Origin of the sequence: Limibacter armeniacum, assembly GCF_036880985.1 — a bacterium.
GTDB lineage: Bacteria > Bacteroidota > Bacteroidia > Cytophagales > Flammeovirgaceae > Limibacter > Limibacter armeniacum.
The window spans coordinates 250,375-270,237 of record NZ_JBAJNO010000001.1 but is presented as its reverse complement, the minus strand read 5'-3'; the positions used below and the strand labels follow the sequence as shown (position 1 = coordinate 270,237).

The 19,863-nt window shown below is 41.6% G+C and carries 9 protein-coding genes; 5 read left to right on the top strand and 4 right to left on the bottom strand.

The window, feature by feature from the left end; genetic code table 11:
- Positions 1 to 418 precede the first annotated feature (418 nt).
- Entirely contained in the window at positions 419 to 943 is a 525-nt protein-coding gene (locus V6R21_RS00895) for a C40 family peptidase (protein ID WP_334240026.1), read from the bottom strand.
- Between the two features lie 487 nt (positions 944 to 1,430).
- Here V6R21_RS00895 and V6R21_RS00890 point away from each other — a divergent pair, with 487 nt between their 5' ends.
- Positions 1,431 to 2,480 carry a replication initiation protein gene (locus tag V6R21_RS00890; protein ID WP_334240024.1) on the top strand — a complete coding sequence of 350 codons (1,050 nt, stop codon included), beginning with the start codon at positions 1,431 to 1,433 and terminating at the stop codon, positions 2,478 to 2,480.
- 73 nt (positions 2,481 to 2,553) lie between these two features.
- Here V6R21_RS00890 and V6R21_RS00885 read toward each other — a convergent pair whose 3' ends face one another.
- Positions 2,554 to 5,472: a glycoside hydrolase family 2 protein gene (locus tag V6R21_RS00885; RefSeq protein ID WP_334240022.1), complete on the bottom strand. Its 2,919-nt coding sequence runs from the start codon at positions 5,470 to 5,472 to the stop codon at positions 2,554 to 2,556.
- Between the two features lie 400 nt (positions 5,473 to 5,872).
- Between V6R21_RS00885 and V6R21_RS00880 the strand changes: the two genes are divergently transcribed.
- A complete protein-coding gene (locus V6R21_RS00880; RefSeq protein WP_334240020.1) occupies positions 5,873 to 7,498 on the top strand; it encodes a sulfatase family protein in 1,626 nt (541 codons plus the stop codon).
- A gap of 470 nt (positions 7,499 to 7,968) precedes the next feature.
- Here the strand turns inward: V6R21_RS00880 and V6R21_RS00875 are convergent, their stop codons facing one another.
- Complete coding sequence (locus tag V6R21_RS00875) at positions 7,969 to 9,516, bottom strand: alpha-L-fucosidase (RefSeq protein ID WP_334240018.1); 1,548 nt, start codon at positions 9,514 to 9,516, stop codon at positions 7,969 to 7,971.
- A 536-nt stretch (positions 9,517 to 10,052) separates the two neighbouring features.
- Here V6R21_RS00875 and V6R21_RS00870 point away from each other — a divergent pair.
- Positions 10,053 to 14,219, top strand: coding sequence for a two-component regulator propeller domain-containing protein (locus tag V6R21_RS00870; RefSeq protein WP_334240016.1), 4,167 nt, complete (start codon positions 10,053 to 10,055; stop codon positions 14,217 to 14,219).
- Between the two features lie 57 nt (positions 14,220 to 14,276).
- Positions 14,277 to 16,145 (top strand): alpha-L-fucosidase, encoded by a 1,869-nt coding sequence (locus tag V6R21_RS00865; protein WP_334240014.1) that lies wholly within the window; start codon positions 14,277 to 14,279, stop codon positions 16,143 to 16,145.
- Positions 16,146 to 16,259: 114 nt separating this feature from the next.
- On the opposite strand, the gene V6R21_RS00860 is transcribed toward V6R21_RS00865, so the two are convergent.
- Positions 16,260 to 17,438 carry an HYR domain-containing protein gene (locus V6R21_RS00860; RefSeq protein WP_334240012.1) on the bottom strand — a complete coding sequence of 393 codons (1,179 nt, stop codon included), beginning with the start codon at positions 17,436 to 17,438 and terminating at the stop codon, positions 16,260 to 16,262.
- Positions 17,439 to 17,863: 425 nt separating this feature from the next.
- Here V6R21_RS00860 and V6R21_RS00855 point away from each other — a divergent pair, with 425 nt between their 5' ends.
- Positions 17,864 to 19,846, top strand: coding sequence for a carbohydrate-binding protein (locus tag V6R21_RS00855; protein ID WP_334240010.1), 1,983 nt, complete (start codon positions 17,864 to 17,866; stop codon positions 19,844 to 19,846).
- The last annotated feature ends 17 nt before the right edge of the window (positions 19,847 to 19,863 follow it).

Here is a 19,863-nt window from a genome sequence, read left to right as displayed (position 1 = left end):
CGTTCGGGTCAAATTGTCCCAATCGGAAAAAGATCTTGAGTGTAGTCTAAAGGAAAGTTTGTTCGTAAAAAAACTGGACAACCTTTTTAATACAATACCTCTACGTTCGGGTCAAATTGTCCCAATCGGGAAAAGATCTTGAGTGTAGTCTAAAGGAAAGTTTGGTTCGTAAAAAATCTGGACAACCTTTTTGATACAGTACCTTACGTTCGGGTCAAATTATCCCAATCGAGAAAAGGTTTGAGCGGAGTCTAAAGAAAGGTTTAGCTCGTAAAAAAACTGGACAACCTTTTTGATACAGTACCTTACGTTCGGGTCAAATTGTCCCAATCGGGAAAAGGCTTGAGCGGAGTCTAAAGGAAAGTTTGGTTCGTAAAAAAACTGGACAACCTTTTTGATACAGTACCTTCCGTTCGGGTCAAATTGTCCCAATCGGGAAAAGATCTTGAGTGTAGTCTAAAGAAAGGTTTAGCTCGTAAAAAAACTGGACAACCTTTTTGATACAGTACCTTACGTTCGGGTCAAATTGTCCCAATCGGGAAAAGGTTTGAGCGGAGTCTAAAAGAATGTCTAGCTCGTAAAAAATCTGGATAACCTTTTCGATACAGTATCTTCCGTTCGGGTCAAATTGTCCCAATCGGGAAAAGGCTTGAGCGGAGTCTAAAGGAAAGTTTGGTTCGTAAAAAAACTGGACAACCTTTTCGATACAGTACCTTCCGTTCGGGTCAAATTGTCCCAATCGAGAAAAGGTTTGAGCGGAGTCTAAAGGAAAGTTTGGTTCGTAAAAAAACTGGACAACCTTTTTGATACAGCACTTTACGTTCGGGTCAAATTGTCCCAATCGGGAAAAGGCTTGAGCGGAGTCTAAAGGAAAGTTTGGTTCGTAAAAAATCCGGACAACCTTTTTGATACAGTATCTTCCGTTCGGGTCAAATTGTCCCAATCGGGAAAGGTGTAACCCCTTATTAGGGATAATAAGCTAGATAAATAGTAATTAATTGATACTGTACTTTATTGGTTGTTTCCAGTTTTACTTTGATTTATAAGTACCAAAAAGGTTGTTGACAATAGAGAATTTTATTAGAAATATGCACTGTACTTTATTGGTTGTATAATCTTTTAACCTTTAGAAGAGAAAATATAATTTTATAAGGATATATTTCCTCAAAATCTCTCTTTCTAAATCTATGGTTGTCTTTATGAGAGTTGTTTCTTTATTATTCTTTATTTCTTTATAGAGTCTGTAATTGATTGATAATATGCTATTTATGACTGTTTCGTGTACTAAAATGGTTGTTGTTAAGTACCTTTTTGGTTGTTCAACAGTATCATAATGGTTGTTGTTAAGTACTAAAATGGTCGTTTTAATGTACTTTATTGGTTGTCCACTGTACTAAAATGGTTACTAAGCCCTTTTTGAAAATTATAATATGAATTACGTAATCACAAAGCCTAATAGAAGGGTTAGAAAAAGTAATGCCCTTATCAATGCAAAAGAAAAAGTTTCACTCTCAGCTATGGAGCAGAAGCTAATTTTATTCGCCATTACTGAGCTGGATGGAGAAAACCCATCTAAACCTTTACAGATTGAGTTTCAGGATTTCTTTGGACAACAGAAGTTACGATCAAGTCAATACAGAGACCTACGAAAAGCTTGCAAGGCTGTAGCTTCAGCTATGGTAGCATTTGAGGAAGAGGACAGCGAAGGAGAAGTTGTTCTGGGACATTATGTACCTGTTTTTGCAGAAATCGTGGCAGACAATAATAAAGGAGAACTCACATTCGAGTTTAACCAACGTATAATGTCACATATTACGGACTTAAAGAAAAACTTCACATCCTACCTTTACCGTAATATTTCTGACTTGAAAAGTGGTCATGCTATTAAGATTTATGAATTGCTAGTACAAGGGGTTGGTCATTATTCTCATAGAGAGTTTCGATTAGATGAACTAAAAGAGATTCTTGGTCTTACAGGTACCAAAACCTATCAGCACTTTGGTAGATTCAGACAAAACGTATTGGATAAGGCTTGTACTGAGATTACTGAAAAAACAGATATAGATGTAAGTTGGGAAATTGCTGAAAAGAAGCTTAGAAGAGTAACGGCAGTTCGTTTTCAAATGAGCGAAAAACAGCCGATGGAGAAAGTGACTGCTACAGAAAAGAAGACAACACCTCCAGTTGAGAATAAGCCAAGACAACTTACCTTAGCAGATATTGATAAAGCATCCCCTATTAAGTCGGATGATTTTACTTTTGAATCGGAAAAACATTACAGGCTTTATAAGCGGATGACAGAATTGGGGTTGTCCAAAGAACAGGCAATTAAAGTAGTGAATAAAGTTGGCGTATCAAGAGACTCCGGTATTTGGGTTCTGATTAACGAACTGAAGATGGGAATCAAAGATGGGAAAATTATTAATGCTAAAAGCTACACACTTAAGTTGCTTCAGGAAAAGTATGGTTTAAAACTCTAACTGTTCAAGGAAAAGGTCGATGTAGTAACTCCTATACACCCAAAGTGAGTGCATAGGAGTAAAAGGGGTAATCTTATGAATCGGATTTTTGATAAGTCAACTCTTTTTTGACCATTCTTAATTCAATACCGTTGAGGATAATCGGTATGTCTTTTTCATAATTCTCAATCACAACTTTAATTGGAGAAGTACCATCACTGTAGATTTGCATATTTGCACTTGATGGGTATAGGTTACCAAGCTTATTACTGCTTGTTGGTTCTACAGCAGGAACTGCCAACCTTTTACCTCTGCGATCATTTACATATAGTTGATAGGTGTTGAGTTGCTTCTCCAAAATGGTGGTTCCTTTTACGACCGCCAATTGCTTCATGGAGTGATGGTAAGTTTTCAGCATATACTCTCCAGCAGGCAAATTTTCAAGTGTTAGAATCAATTGATCATCTTTTTCGGCGATGACACCATCCATGGCAACATATGGTTGGTTGCCCAAAAGTCCATGTCCTGAAGTCCACTCCAATGGTTTGCTTGCTTCAATGGACATCATCGCTTCTCCAAAATCCTTTAAGGAATAGGTAGATGACTTGTTACCACTCCAGCGCTCCCATTCAAATTGAAGTAACTGCTCTTCATTACCCAAATCAACTTTAACCATTGGGTAGTCCATTACCGCTGAAATAGTATTTAACCTCACATTGGAATAATAAGGGATTACTTTTCCTTCCACACTATCAGACTTCAATCCAACTGCTTTTGCTGTAATTTTATACGTTCCGTCCTTCAATGTAGAGCGGACAATGATGGATGCAGTACCGTAATAAGCTTTGTTTGGGTTGGCTCCAATTTCAGCACCACCAATCAGTTCGGCGGCGTTACCCTTGATTTCAAACGTTACAAAAGTTGAATCGGTAGTGACATGATTACCATTCTTATCAAGAATATAGGCTCTGACCATTCTCATGTCAGCGCCACTGGCTTCCATATCTGTACCTTGCTCTTCAATTTCAAGCTTGATCTGATAGGCTTTCCCTGCTTTGTTGAGCGTGTAATCTGTTACTTCTTTTCCTCTGATAAATCCTTTCGCTACCAGATCGCCTTTCGTTTCGCTCAGCATGAAAGTATAGGAAGGGTGAAGACAATTGATTCGGGTTGGGTCTGTATCTGGCTTTTGGCGAGCCACTAGTTTCCCGTTATTGTAGAGAGCCACTTCATCGCAGTTGCTGAATACATGAATGGTGTGGTCATCACCGGCTCTTTGATCTGTGATATAGACCATCGGTATTTCCGTCATTTCTGATTTGTACCAGAAGTTGACTGGGTTTGGAACACGATAGATGGAGTAAGGACGATCTAATCTCATACCCCAATTTTTCTTGAATGAGAAGTAATCATGGGCAGTCCACAAGGCCACACCAAAACGGTTAGCTGAACCTCTCGATTTTGAAACCTCGAATTGGTTTAGGTATGCTTCAGGTGAGCTTCCATGTTCACAAAGGAAAGAGAAATCATCTTCTGTGATCGGCATATTCTGATAGTCCATAGGGGTGTAGATATCAGCCACGCCAGAGTGAACAGGTGAATTCCAAGGAGCCCCGTTTGAGCCCGTCATACGTGTCGGGTCTTCTTCCTTACAGATAAATTGAAGACTTTCTACAGGACCTCTATGGTTAATGCCTGCACTCCACAAAAAGATAGAAGGGTGGTTGCGGTGGTTACGGATCATGATTCGGGTAGATTCTTCCAAATTATCAAACCATTCACCTTCTTTAAAATTAAGCCATGTAGGTGCTTCTTCCATCAGTAGGATACCCAATTCATCGCAAGTGTCTATAAAGGCATTGTCATGCGGATAATGTGCCAGTCTAACTACATTGTAACCCGTATCCTTGAATTGCTCCGCATCCTTACGGTGAAAAGAGTTGGCTACCGCATCGCCAATAAATGGATACTGCTGGTGCTTGTTTACGCCTACCAGTTCAACATTCTCACCATTTATCAAAAGTCCTTTACCATCCACAAACTCAATCTTACGGATGCCAAGTTTGTTTTCAATAGCATCCATCAGTTGGTTGTCCTGATAAACCAGTGTCTGTACCCTGTAAAGATATGGATCATCAATTGACCAAAGCCTCAGGTTCTCAGTGATGCCTGTTCCTTGGATAAAGGTTGACTCGCTATTGGCTTTTACTGTCTTGCTGGATGCGACCTTTCGTACTACATAGCCATCTTTGTCAACAATTCGTTGCACGATCTGGCACTTCACATCCTTTGATTGCATATTGCGGACAGTTGAACGGATAGAGATTGTTGCATTGTTTTTATCCACTGTCGGCGTTGTGATAAACACACCCGCCAACTGGTCTTCCCAATCGAAAGTCAAATGCAATGGATTTTTTACCACCAAATAAACATCCCTGTACAGTCCACTCATCAGCAGGTAATCCCTGATACTTCCATCAGGTGGAATAGTTGTATCAAGACGGTTGTCCACACTTAGTACAATGGTGTTTTCTGTTCCATCCTTGTAAACGTAATTGGTGATATCAAAATGGAAAGGAGTGAAGCCACTTACCTTATGGGCACCTACATATTGTCCGTTTACCCAAAGTCTTGTATGTTGGTGTGCTCCTTCAAACTCAAGCATGACGTGTTGACCCTCCTTGAAAGAAACGGATAGCTTTTTTCTATACCATCCTAGATATCGGTGAAAAGTAGGTTGAGAAGCATCATCCTGACTGTTATCCAGTTCATTGGAAGATAGTTTCATTGTATGAGGTACATGCACTGTTTCCCAACCGGAATCATCATATTCAGTAGAAGCAACTGTTGTTTCAGGAAGGTTGCCCCTATAAAAAGTCCAAGAATCATTGATGTTAAGTCTAGTTCTGGCATTTTGAACCTGTTCGGTAGTTTGAGCTGAGACGTTTTGAATAAAACAGATGGTGTATAAGATAAAAAACAAGCCAAATGCTTGAGTTGAATATTTTTTCATAATGCTTATTGGTATTGATTAAAGTTATAATTGAATGAAGATGTTGCTCCAACCAGACAGTATTTTGTAGTTGGAATGAGTACATTTTGCATGATTTCAATATAAGGGGTCACCAATGTTGGTATAGGGATAAAAAAAAGAGAAAGGAGGGGGGATTTCAGAAAATTGAAAATGAGAGCATATTTATAAAGTACTTGTATTTGTACAGGTTGTTAATTCTGAATGGTATTGAGGCTTGAGTGGTGTTTAATGGGGGATAAATTCTGTCAAATAACGATTGTAAACTGATTTGGAGTACAAATGTGGTGGGTTCTAGAATAGGAAAAGTCCTATATTTTGATACCATATCATATATCAAGGATATGTTCATTTTTCAATACTGACATATGATCTTTAACTGATGACATACTTGAAGAAAAACCGAGGGCTATTCAGCGGAATGCTATTGGCTATTATTGGGTTTACTTGTTCTTGTGAGTTAAAACAGGAGCTTGAGAAACCTAATATTATTTACATCATGTCTGATGACCATACTTCTCAAGCAATTGGTGCTTATGGAGGACGTTTAGCAAGCCTAAACCCGACACCTAATATTGATAAGTTGGCAAAGGAGGGAATGATGTTTGAAAATGTGTTTTGTACCAATGCAATCTGTACACCGTCTAGAGCAACCATATTGACAGGGCAATACAGCCAAGCCAATGGTGTACTGGACCTGTCAGGATCACTTCCTGCTGAAAGACAATATTTACCGCAGGCAATGAAGGAAGCGGGTTACCAGACAGCCATGATTGGTAAGTGGCATCTGGAGGCTGAGCCAGCAGCTTTTGATTACTATCAAGTACTACCAGTTCAGGGAAAATATTTCAACCCGTCTTTTAGGATAAGGGGAGAAAAGCAATGGCCTAAAAATACGGTTTCCTATGAAGGACATTCATCGGATGTGATTACAGACTTGACGCTTGAATGGCTTAAGGAAAAAAGGGATAAGAATAAGCCATTCTTCCTGATGCATCACTTCAAGGCTCCCCATGATTTTTTCGAGTTTGCACCTCGTTATGCGAAATATCTTGAAGATGTAGAAATTCCAGAGCCGACAAGTTTATATAACCAAGGCAATCATGGTTCAATTGCAACAAGAGGAGAGAACGATTCATTGATTCATATTATTGGTTCTTCTATTTCCAAGCGAAATATCAACCGTGATATGGGTAAAGATCTTAAGGTTGATCAATCATTGGAAGGGGATGCCTATACAAAGGCGTCTTATCAGGAATACTTGAAACGTTACCTGCGTTGTGTCAAAGGTGTGGATGATAATATCAAAAGACTGATGGATTATCTGGAGAAAGAAGATTTACTGGACAATACCATTATCATTTATACTGGTGACCAAGGAATGATGCTAGGCGAACATGATTATCAGGATAAACGCTGGATGTACGAGGAGTCGATGAGAATGCCTTTTATTGTTCGTTATCCGCAAATGATAAAAGCAGGACAGCGAACAGATGCATTGGTAAACAATACAGACTTTGCACCTACCATGATCTCATTGGCAAAAGGAAATATTCCAGAACAGATGCATGGCAAATCTTTTGAATGCATACTGACTACTGGAAAAGAACCGGAAGACTGGAGAACGGCCACCTACTACCGTTATTGGATGCATATGGCACATAAGCATGCCAATCCTGCCCATTTTGGTATCAGGACCAAGCAATACAAACTGATCTTCTTCTACGCAAAACACTACGACCCGGACAACCACAAAAAGGAGTGGGGCGCCAATTACTATTTCGAGTCTCCGGTAGGCTGGGAGTTGTATGACCTGGCGAAAGATCCGAATGAAATGAATAATGTTTATGGTCAAGAAGAATATGCAGCTATTACTCAAGACTTGAAAGAGCAGTTGCTGGCGTTACGTGCCCAATACAACGAAGGGGATGAGCAGTATCCGGAAATACAGAAAGTAATAGAGGAAAACTGGGATACCGTGAAAATGGAAGAAGTAGCATTCAAGTAGTAACCTGCTATCAGGCAAGTTGGAATTCATAAATAAGTTGGAAGAAAAAAGACCCCACAATTTGTGGGGTTTTTCTATTTATATAATTCAGCGTATAACCTATTTTTACTTTTTAACCTTAATGAGAGCTTTAGGTATATTATTCTAAAGGTGATCCCGCCCAGTAGTATCTCCTCAGTTTTTATCTGAAACATGCCTCTAAAAGCCTATTACAAGATTAACGTTTTCATTTTTGTCAGGGAAAAGCATTTATATTGATCTACATTCAAGATAGATATAATAAAAGAAGAGGACTTAGTCCTCTCTTTTATATCCACATATAACACACATTGAAGCAATTAACACATAACTTCATCGCTTTGTTGACAGTATATTTTGAATAACTTATAGTCTTTGCCTTTAGTCTAGAAAAGAGCTTCCGCTTCCAAAGTCAGAAGCGAAAAGCTCTTACTACCAAATATGATCGTTGATTATTTTGAAGTTGCCCATGCCAAAACGCCTTCTCCATTAAATTCAATTTCAAACGCAAAAGCATACTCACAAGGCTTTTGGTCAGGAAGGTCAATTCTTAACCCATTCTCTGTTTGTTTCCATTGAAGCAATGCATTGTGCCCAAGTAGCTTCACATTTTTTACGCCAGAGGTAATATATTTTGATTTAGAACTAACTGCAGGAATAACCACATACCCCTTATCTGTCCAATCCATGGCGATCGCGTATAGCTTACCATCTTTTGTCGTAAACCTAAAGTCATCAGCAGTCAAGTTTTCGTTAGAGCCTTCTGTATGATGCCCTGTCGCTACTTTAGTAGGACCTTCTCCAAATATTTTCCAAGGTCTGGTCCCATATATGGCATTTCCATTTACTTTAAGCCAATCACCCATCGCAAAAAGAATTTTCTGTTGATCTTCAGGGATAGTGCCATCAGCTTTCGGCCCCACATTCAGTAGCAGACAACCATTTTTACTAACAATATCCACCAGATCGTCAATTAGTGTATTGACTTCTTTGGACTCCCAATTACTTACGTAAGACCATGAATTCTTACCGATAGAAGTATCTGTTTGCCAAGTTTCTTTTCTTATATCTGACATTTTACCTCTTTCTATATCATAGACATTAGTTCCTTCAGGGAAAGTGATCTTACCAAAGTTTTTGCTTTGCAATACCACTGGTTTGTCCCATTCAGCACTTTTGTTGTAGTAATAGGCCGCCATTTTTGGGTGATATGGTGTAAATTCATCACGGTCCATATAAAAGTCAAACCATAGTATATCTGGCTGGTATTGGTCAATAATATCCTTGGTGCGGTTCCACCAAAGCTCCAGAAACTCTTTATCAGCAGGGGCATAGTGATCGTGAGGTCTGCTATAAAGATCAGAATATGTAGGGTCCATCGTATCAAAGCCCTTCTTATAAGTATAGTAGTTCCAGTTGAAGGCAAAGTGGGAAGATGCTCCAATCTTGAGGCCCCGCTCATGAGCTTCTTTTGTTAGTTCGCCTAAAATATCTTTTTTAGGTCCCATTTCCACTGAGTTCCAACGAGTATAGTTGGACTTATACATGGCAAAACCGTCATGATGTTCTGCTACAGGAACAATGTATTTAGCCCCCGCTTTTTCAAAGATTTCAATCCATTCTTTGGCATTGAAGTTTTCACCTTTGAACATTGGGACAAAGTCTTTATAGCCAAATTCACCTGGATTACCATAAGTATTTATATGGTGCTGATAAACTCCCGAAGGTTTCTGAGTCTTTGCTATACCAGAAGGATCCCAAACAACACTATCCATATACATTAGTCGTGGGTACCATTCTGATCCAAAAGCTGGAACAGAATATGGACCCCAGTGAATAAAGATGCCAAGTTTTGCATCCTGAAACCAAGTGGGAATTTCGTATTGCTGAAGCGATTCCCAGTTTGCCTGAAACTGCACCGGATCTTTTTTGATTGTTTTCTGTTCAGTAGAACAGGCACAAAGTAGTGCAGTTAAAATTGTTAGTACTGCCTTTCTCATAGGGTATTTATTTTTATGCGTGCTCCCTCAGTCTGTGAATCAGGATAGGAGTAACAATGGATTTGAGCCCATTGCTATGAGCAGCTCTTTTGGTTTTTGATTATGATCAAATTTAGAGTAAACCGAATTGGGTAATTAGTAATTATCTCATTGAATAAAGGGTGAAAATTGGATGTACCCTTTTTGTTGCGAAAAATAGCTCTAACTGCTTATGTCAAGATGTTTCCAAAAAGGTAAAAGAATGTACATAGTGAATATTCATTCATTTATAATAAATGAAATGCTGAATAAAATGGGTTGGATGGCTAAATTTTAGTAGGGTAATTTTATAGTGTAAAACACACGTTTTATTACTACTGAGGGGGTAAAAAGATCGTAGTAGAGGGGGTATTTTTAATAGTAGGCTCTTTGAGATTGTATTAAAATAGGTATTTGTATAATTTTCAATCATAATTTAAGGGTGATTTCAAATGCCCGACATATACACACATTGCTTTTTACTTGACAACCTATTACCCCAATAGCAACATATGAAAATGAATACAAGAATAACGGAATTTGGGTTGTGCTTTCTACTAATACAGTTTTTGTTCTCCTCAATATTATATGCAAAGGACCGTATAATGGTCTTTGAGCATTATACTACTGTAGAGGGGTTATCACAAAATGATGTAAACTGTATATTCCAAGATAGCAGAGGTATCCTTTGGATTGGTACTGATGATGGTTTCAGTACATTTGATGGTTATGCCTTTACAAACTATAGAATGGATACCCATGACTTGTCCTCTAACCTTATACATAAGATACTAGAAGATGAGTATGGAAATATTTGGATAGGAACTGCCAATGCAGGTGTAAACCGCTTTGATTGGAAAACGGAAACATTTACTTCATTTGAAAATACAGCTTCTTCACCGAACCTGTTTACATCAAACCATGTATCTTCTATGACTCTAGATGGAAAAGGCAACCTATGGTTTGGTAACATTAAGGGGTTGAACTGTATCGATAAAGCTTCATTAAATTCAAATGAGTTAGAAGTAAAGAAATACTATCATAATCCTCACAATCCAGAAAGTCTTACCTCCAGCATTATTAATACCTTGTATTGTGATAAAGATGGTGAACTTTGGGTTGGTAACAGAAAGGGCTTACAGAAGTTTGAAGAACCCAAAGACGGGCAACGATATGGTGTCTTCAAGACTTTCCTAAAAAGTGGTGAAAACAGTGTTTATGCTATCTGTAAATCAGAAAAGGGCTTGTATATTGCTTATTTTGATGGTGTGTTTGAATTGGTTAATAGTGCAAATCCTACCTTAAATAAAATATCGAACCTTAAGAGTAATAGGATGAAACTTGATTCTTATGGAACGGTATGGGCAGGAACAGAGGATGGACTCTATCTCCTAAGGCCATCCTCTGAAAATCGAGACCTAGAAGAAGTGGGGCATTTTAAGAATAACATTTATGATGAACACAGTATCAGTAAGAACCTGATCAAGGATATTTACGAAGACCGTACAGGCATTATTTGGATAGGAACCAATGGCGGAGGTATCAATAAATATAATCCACGTAGGAAGCGATTTAAGCATATTAAGAAATCACCTGAAAATGGTAGTCTATCCTATAATGAAATACGAGCAATTTTTGAGGATAGTGATCATAACTTGTGGATAGGAACAGAAGGAGGAGGTATCAGTTATTTACCTAATGAGAATAATGAATCATTATATACTGGTTATAAGAATATCGATGTTTCGTTAGACTTAAAGTCTCAGAATATAGTTTATGACTTTGCTGAATGGAGAGGGAAAATCATCATTGGGGTAGGATATCCATCTAAAGCTTTGGCAATTCCAAAAGGAGAAGTTTCACGGTTTGAACAAAACAAGCAGGCTTATATTTTCAGTCCGGATATTAATACGAATGCTGTTTTCTCTATTGAGGCAGAGGGCGATTCACTACTATGGATGGGAACGTATGGAGGGGGATTGTTCAGAGGACATTTCTATGATGGTGAAATACATTGGTCAAACCCACAAATTGTATTAGAAAATACAGGGAATGAAAATGCAGAGATCGTCAGAAAGGTAATCACTGATAGTGAAGGCAATGTTTGGGTTGGTACAGATAAAGGATTGGCTTTGATCAAGGAATCTGAAAAGTTGAAAGAAAATCCTAGTATCAAGCTTTTCAGATCAAATCAAGGCGAAAATTCACTTAGCTATGACTATGTGCTTCCAATTTTTGAAGCTTCCAATGGTGAGGTATGGGTAGGAACTATGGGAGGGGGATTGAATATTGTAAAACTGAATGGAGAGCAGATAACATTTAACTACCTGAGTACAAAAGATGGCTTGCCAAGCAATGTCATTAAATCAATCGAAGAAGATAATTATGGTAACCTTTGGGTTGGTAGTAATCATGGTCTATCTAAAATTAATCTTAAAACAAGGGCTGTTATCAATTATGATGTGAGTGATGGATTACAGGATAATGAGTTTGGAGAACTAGCAGTATTAAAGAGACATGATGGAACACTCCTTTTTGGAGGTGTAAATGGATTTAATACTTTCTTTCCGCATGAAATAGTAGATGATCATACCGTAGGGCAGCTAACTTTTACCAACCTGCGTGTATTAAATAAGCAGATAGAGGTTAATGAATCATTTGATGGTAGAACAATTCTCAACAAAGCGATAAGTGAAACTGATAAAATTAGTCTGACATATGCACAAAACAGTTTTTCTGTTCAGTTTTCGAACCTTCATTATGGAGCTCCAGATAAAAACCGTTATAAGTATAAATTGGAAGGTTTTGATAAGGAGTGGGTTTATGCAGATGCATTTCAGAGAGAAGCCAAATACACCAATATTCCTCCAGGAAGTTATACCTTGCTAGTGAAAGGAGCCAATGGCGACAATGTATGGAACCCGGAAGTGCTTTCCCTTAAGATCGAGGTCATGCCGCCCTGGTGGTGGACCTGGTGGGCAATGATCACCTATGTGGTGCTGTTTATAGCTGCCGCCTATTTCTTCTCGAAATACTCCTTGATTACGGCGAGAAAGAAAAACCAATTGGAACTCGAAAAGTTGGAGCGGGAAAAACTAGAGGACCTGAGCCAACTGAAAATGCAGTTCTTCACCAATATTTCGCATGAGCTCAGAACACCGCTTACCCTGATCAACACCCCGATAGAGCGGTTGATCAGGAAAGGGTCGGAGATCAGCCAGGAGGAAAAACAAAAGTCTTACCAGTTGATTTCCAACAATGTGCAACGCCTGATCAGGATGGTGGACCAGCTGCTGGATTTCCGCAAAGTAGAGCAAGGCAAAATGAAATTGCAGTTGTCCAGAGGCAACTGGGCCACCTTCGTAAGCCAGGTGCACCAGGCGTTCCGTGAGCTGGCGACACACGCCAAGCTTGATTTAGAATGCCATATTGAAGATGAGCCTATCTATGGATATATGGATATCGATAAGCTGGAAAAGATCTTCTATAACCTGCTCTCCAATGCCATCAAGTTTACCCCGCAGGGTAAAGTAAGCATCTCAGTAAGGGAAGAAGAGGGTTGGGCCAAAGTGGTCGTCAAGGACACGGGCATCGGGATACCGCTTGAGAAGCAAGTCAACCTCTTTGACCGCTTCTATCAGGTGCAGAACCTGGAATCAGCCAAGAACAGGGGGACCGGTATCGGGCTGGCTTTCACCAAGAGCCTGGTGGAGCTGCACCACGGCAAGATTACGTTTGAAAGTGAGCCAGGTGTCGGCACGACATTCTTCATTGAAATTCCACTGTCCGGGGCTATCTACCAGCAGGACCAGCTTGAGCAGACCACCTCACCTCTTCACCTTTCTGCAGTGGACATTGAAAACCACGAGGAGGAAGAAGAAGAAAAGGTAACCAAACCTAAAATCCTGGTGGTGGATGACAATGCGGCTATCCGTGATATGCTGAAAGGGATTCTGGAAGAAAACTACATTGTTTATCTGGCTGAGGATGGTGAAAAAGGATTGTCGCTGGCACGTGAAAAAATGCCGCAGCTGGTGGTTTCGGATGTGATGATGCCGGTAATGGACGGTTATGAACTTGTGCAGCAAATGCGGGACGACGATCAGCTTTGCCATTTGCCGGTTGTGTTGCTGACGGCCAAAAGCTCCAAGGAAAGTAAGCAGAAAGGGTATGAATATGGCGTGGATGCCTACGTAACCAAGCCGTTCAATACGGCGCTGCTTCTGGCAAGGATTCATGCGATTATCGAAAACAGAAGCAGCCAGCAGAAGCGTTTCAGGACTAACTTCGAGATTCAGCCTAGTGAAATTGCCTTTACCAGCATTGATGAGCGTTTTATCAACCGACTGGTCAAGATCGTGGAAGAGAATATCTCAGACTCTGAGTTCACAGTCGAGAAGTTAGCCATGGAGTACGGGGCAACCCCTCTGAGACTTAACCAAAAGCTCAAGGCGCTCACAGGCCAGACGGCCAAAGGGTTTATCCGGAATATCAGGCTCAAGAGAGCCGCTCAGATGTTAAAGTTAGGTCGATACAGTGTTAGTGATGTGACCTATGAAGTTGGGTTCAATGACTTGAAATACTTCAGAAATTGTTTCAAAAAAGAGTTTGGAATTCCTCCGTCACAATTCCTGAAACAGGAAGTGAAAGAAGAAGAGGAAAATACCCTGATGGAAATAGAGTAAACCCTATTGCGGTGGAGCTCGCCTATTGTGGTAGAAATACTGTTGACAACGATTGACATGAATAACTTGAAGAACGCTATTTTTTTAATGATTGGATGCCTTTTGGGCAGTAGCATAGATAGCTACGCCCAAGTTGGCAACCCAACTTTTGAGACTATTTACCAACGCCCGATCCCTGGCTGGTTCAACGAAGCCAAGGTGGGCATATTCGTGACATGGGGGCTGTATTCAGTGCCCTCGTATGTTCCCAAAGGATATGCCGAATGGTATTGGAAAAGAAGTCAACATGAAAGCGCAGTCAAGGCGTTTCATCAACGGGCTTATGGGCAGGATTTCGATTACACGCAATTTGCCGATCGGTTCACCGCTGAATTATGGGACCCTGACTACTGGTGTGAAATTTTCAAGAAGTCTGGGGCAAAATATGTCGTGACCACAGCCAACTACCACGATGGGTTTGCCATGTATCCAACTGATTATGCGGAAACCATTGGCCGGAAAGATTGGAATAGCATGGTCGCAGGACCAAAGCGTGATATCATAGGTGAGCTGAAGGAAGCAGGCGAGAAGCAGGGGTTGAAAATGGGTATATATTACTCGCTAATTGAATGGTATCACCCTTGGTGGGAAAACGATAGGGATCGCTTTGTGAAAGAATGGTACCACCCTAAGTTTAAGGAGGTGGTGAACAGGTATAAGCCTTGGCATATCTTTTTGGATGGCGATTGGATGAGCTACAGGCATTGGCGCAGCGAGGAGCTGGCCCATTGGTTGTACACGGAATCGGCAGTAAAAGAGTATGTCGTGACCAATGACCGATGGGGAAAACCCGCCCGTGGCAGCTATGGCGACGTTTTCGAAAGTGAATATGGGGCCGGAAAATACACCTCGCCTGAACACCCTTGGCAAGAAGACCGGGGCATAGGTAACAGCTATGGCTACAACCGCATGGAGAATATCTATGACTACGACTCCCGGGATGAACTGATCCGCACGCTTAGCGGTGTGGTGGGAGGCGGTGGCAACTTCCTGTTATGCGTGGGACCAACAGCTGATGGACGGATACCCGTCATTATGCAAGAACGTCTTTTGCAGGTTGGTGAGTGGCTTCAGATCAATGGCGATGCTGTGTATGGCAGTACTGCCAGCCCATTTTGGCCACGTACTTTTGATTGGGGAACCGTTTCCAAAAAGCCTGGAAAGTTATTTTTGCACATTCACAATACTGACATAGGCCAAATCCAATTGGAAGGGTTATCGGCAAAAATCAATCAGGTCAACCTGTTAACCAAGAAAGGAAAGGTCCCTGTAAAGTATGAGTACAACAAGGAAACCCTTTCACTGCGCTGGCCTTCCTATCTGAATGACAAGGCTGTTTCCGTTATTGAAGTGGAAGTGGAAGAAGGATATGCAGTAGATAAAACCCAACGGCAGTACAGGGATGGGCGATTAGAAATAAATTGTCGTGCCATGACCATACATGGCGGCAAACCCTCTATTTATTACCACGGAATTCAGAATACCCTGTGGGTGGCGGACTGGACGGACCCGAAAGATAACTTGTCAATTGAGCTGATCATAAACACACCCGGAAAGTACAAGTTGAGCGCTATTTACGCGGCTGGCAATAAAGCGAACAATTGGGAAAGCCAACCATCTGCCGGAGGCACATACAAAATTGATATTGCAGGCAATACGGTCACTTCCAAAATTGAAGCGACTCAAAATCCTAAGACTCCGGAATCAAATGAGGTGGGCACCATTCAAATTTCAAAACCTGGAAAATATACTTTAACTATTCAGCCGGTCGATGATGGGAATTGGCGCGAGTTCAGGTTTCAAGGGATCACGCTGATGCCCTTAGAGGCAACTGAAACACAAGAGCAGGATCACACTACCCAACAATCCTCCTTAAAAGGTAGATGATCCTGTATCAAGGAAAGCTTTTCTTGTTAAAACCTTAAAAGGTCTAGCGGATAGTTGTGGCAAACCAAGCTAGACCTTTTTTGATGGTTAGCGACCAGCTGGAAAGCGAAACGCTTATTTGTCCGCTAACTTCCAGGTTCTGACCCAGTCATATCGGGTGGTTCTGTCTTCAATAGACCCGGATTCCAGAATATTGGCCTCATCAATCGGGTTCCAGTTATAGGTTTCGATGGCCATCGTGATATATCCCGCAATATCAAAATCGGCAGGTGGATTGGTAATGGAATGGCTGAACTTGCCGTCCAGGAAAAACAGGATTTCGGTCGGGGATTTCCACCAGCAACCGTACACAAAATACCGGGCGTTGTTCTGTTCGGTCAAGACGGTTTTTGCAGGGGACTGCTTGGATACATCATAAGCGGGGTCACAATCCCTTTGATGTCTCCACGTGTTGGAGGCATAGATATTGGCGAAGTTTTTGGCCCAGCTGTGTGTGCCACTGTGTATCCGGCCAACGCACTCCTGAATATCCAGTTCAAGTTTTCTTACCTCATTGTTGCAATTGGACTGAAAGGCAATCCAGAATGTGGAAGACATCACAGTTTTGTTGGCCTGCATGCGGCACTCATAGTACTGACCCGGGCCAGCCGGCTCCTTTGAGCGGACAATGCCTCCACCGTGTGTCCATTCTTTTCCCTTTACAGTGACCGGTGATGCGTATTTCAACACCTCAACCGACAAGTTGCCATCCCGGACGCTTACGTTTGCAGGATCAAACAAGGCGGGAGGCCTTCCGTACCAGCCAAATCCATCGGATTCGGGGTTTCGGTGCCATTTGGTGTCATCAAAGGATGCACCATCAAACTCATCAGACAGCGCTTCCACCTTGACCCATTTTTTTCCGGCAGGTATGGTCAGCCCCTCACCGAATAGGTAAGGCTGGTCACTGGAGGGCGCTGCTCGAACAACGGTGACCTCAAAGCTGCAAGTGCTTGAATTGCCCGCCTCATCCTTGACCACAAAGGTATTGGTAGTGGTTCCTTCCGGGAATGTATCTCCGGATTCTAGGCCAGCAGTTTGGATTTTTGTGATAGCGCTGTTGTCTGTGCCAGCGGAGGTTTCGTAGGTAACGACCGGGTCTCCCGCAGAGGACGCAATGGTCACTAAAATATCTTCCGGGCAAGTGATTTCGAGGGTTTCCGCCTCTACGATATCGGGTACTTTGGCAGCCTCCTCACATGCGCAGGATATTGGGAGGAGACTTATTAATGAAAGTTTTGCAAACAGATTCATCACTTTTGAAATTTTTTGTCTTATACAATTTTCGTGATCCTAAAATTAATGCCTTGATCCAGAAAAGGCAGGTGGTTATCGGTAAGGAAAGCAGGGGGTGGGCGATATATTTCTGATCTATTTTTATGGCAGTCCCGACCATTTTCATTCTCAGGCAAAACACAATTTTTTTCGGGATAAGAATTTATTTATACCCCTGAATTTTCATTAGTTTTTTGCACAACACATTCCACCCTCACTTCTAATTTTGATTATGTAAGGGATTTGATTCCGACTTGATTATGACCTGTTTATTTCGTTTAACAGGTTGATAACGAGTCCTTCAGTAAGGAAGTGTCAGGCTTCTGGATAGGTGACACAAATCCGTATTCATATCATTTTAGGAGACTTCTCTGTCTCAAATATTTATTTCAAACATTAAAAAAATGCTTACTACAAGAAACCGGTTACAAAAGCTAATCGGTGTATGGATCCTGCTGTTTGGAGTAGGTTCTGCCATTGCCCAAAACGGACCGACCTTCAATGCTGGTCAGGATCCGAAACCCAACGGAAAAGCTTGGCAGAAGGTCAACAATATGTCTGATGAGTTCAATAACGGGTTCAACTCCGATAAATGGATCAAGAACCCCACCGGAAATGGCTGGACATGGATCGGTCGGGCACCCGGACTTTTTGAGGAGGAGAATGTCAGTGTGGCAGGTGGCGCCCTGAAAGTACTGACCAAAAAGTTCAGCACGCCCAAAACAGTCAACGGAAAAACCTGGACACACGGGGGCGGGATTGTCCGCTCCAAGAATGCCGGCGAAGCAGGCTGGTACTTTGAGTGCCGGATGAAGGCCAACGTCACCAATATGTCGTCTACCTTTTGGCTGATGACCCCTCCAAGTGACTGTAATACAGTCAAGAAACTGGAATTGGATATCCAGGAATGTATCGGCAAAACCACTAGCCAGACGGCAACTTGGGCGCAGACATGGGATCAGATTTATCATTCCAATATGATTGAGCGGACATCCGGTTGTGTGCAGGATGCTGTTCAGATTCAAGGGTCGGTTGCCATGCCTGCAAAAGCCAACAGCCGGTATTTTGTTTATGGCTGCTGGTGGAAATCCCCGAATGAGGCGCGCTTCTATCTGGATGGCGTGTACCAGTACTCCGTAATCCCGAATGTGCCATTCAATGAGCAGATGTTCCTGCAGATGGCGATTGAAACCTATGACTGGAACCCCATCCCGGCAAATGAAACCATCTTTGATACTGCTTCCGCTGATGACCGCTCCACCAAATACGACTGGATAAGGGTCTGGAAACTGGTGGACGATACCAGCTGTACGGATGAGGTAGCATTCAACCCGCCTACCCAAATCGGACAAACGACCAGCCACCAGATTGACGTGAACTATACAGCCTGTACCAACAGGGATATCATTGTAGAGTTCTGGGATAACCAATGGATTGCTTCAGCCAAGAAAACGGTTAGTGCAGGATCTGGTACGACAAGTTTGACTGTAAACCTTCCTTCTGCACCAACGGTGGGTAGCAATTACATTTGGAAAGTCAGTATAAGGCCAGAAGGTACCACTTGGACATCAAATCTTGATTTTGAGCAGGTAACCAATGTAGCCGTAGTAGCACAAACCCCTTATGGAGGAACCCCTTGGCCGCTTCCCGGAAGAATAGAGGCAGAGGATTATGATCAAGGAGGTGAAGGTATTGGCTATCATGATACCGATGCTAGTAATAATGGAGGTGCTTATCGTTCACAAGGGGTCGATTTGCAGACAACTGGTGATGCCAACGGTGACTACAATGTAGGCTGGATGGAAACAGGTGAGTGGTTGGAGTATACGGCCAACTTTACGGTGTCACAGCTATATAATTTTTATATAAGGGCGGCATCAAATACAGGCAATGGGAAATTCAAGATTCTATTGGATGGGAATGATGTCAGTGGGGTCAAGCAGGTAAGTAATACAGGTGGATGGCAAACCTATCAGACCATTACGATTACGGATGTAAATGTATCGGCAGGTACACACACCGTCAGAATTGAAGTGGTAGAAAGTGGGATGAACCTGAATTTTTGGTCTGCGTGGCAAGGGAGTGGAGCGAGATTTGGTGTTGAAGAAAATGACTTACCTGTATTGTCTGTAAATGTATATCCAGTTCCGTTAGGTGAGATCAAGAATTTGAATATTGAGCTCCAAAAATCGGAAGCAGGGGATATCCAGATGCAGTTGGTCAATGTTGCCGGACAAATTGTATGGCAACAAATCCGGAAAGACCTTAAGCCCGGTACGCACCAGATCACCTTATCCGGTGAGCAGATCCAGGGCATCAGGTCTGGGGTCTACTTCCTGAAGGTGACCTCTGGCAAACAGACCAGGCTAACCAGAATTCTATTTTAGACTAGATTTTACAAAGA